Origin of the sequence: Roseburia sp. 1XD42-69 (assembly GCF_003612565.1) — a bacterium.
GTDB lineage: Bacteria > Bacillota > Clostridia > Lachnospirales > Lachnospiraceae > Roseburia_B.
On the sequence record NZ_RAZG01000275.1, the window covers coordinates 1 to 545 of the forward strand.

A 545-nucleotide genomic window follows, 5' to 3' on the forward strand; every position below is an offset into this window, starting at 1 on the left:
GGTAGTGTAAATAAGTTTGTGTTTTTGGAAATAAATGGCTCCTTTTTGGTAAGAATTAGGATATGCAAATTCTTATCGAAAAGGAGTGTTTTTATGCCAGTAGCAAAGGAACAAATTCGACAGATTATCTCAGAAAACAACTTAAACAGCGTCACTGATGTCTATGCCTTGCTCAGGGACAGTTTCAAGGACATCCTGCAGGAACTCATGGAGGCAGAGATGGACGCCACCCTCGGCTACGAGAAAAACCGCAAAGGAGTTTTACAGACGGACAACAAACGCAATGGGCATTCCCCAAAAAACTTGAAGAGCCAGTATGGGGAATTCCAGATTGACGTGCCCAGGGACCGGAATGGGGAATTCGAGCCGAAACTGATACCGAAATACCAGCGGGACATCTCCGGCATCGAGGAAAAGGTGATTTCCCTGTATGCGCGAGGCATGAGCACACGGGATATCCACGACCAGCTGAACGACCTGTATGGAATTGAACTGTCAGCAGAAATGGTAAGTAAAATCACAGACAAAATCCTGCCACAGGTCAA

The 545-nt window shown here is 45.7% G+C and carries 1 protein-coding gene; it reads left to right on the forward strand.

What is annotated here, in order from left to right:
• Nucleotides 1-93: 93 nt before the first annotated feature.
• Nucleotides 94-545: transposase (locus D7Y06_RS25555; RefSeq protein WP_199714866.1), on the forward strand; the 452-nt coding region annotated here is incomplete at its 3' end.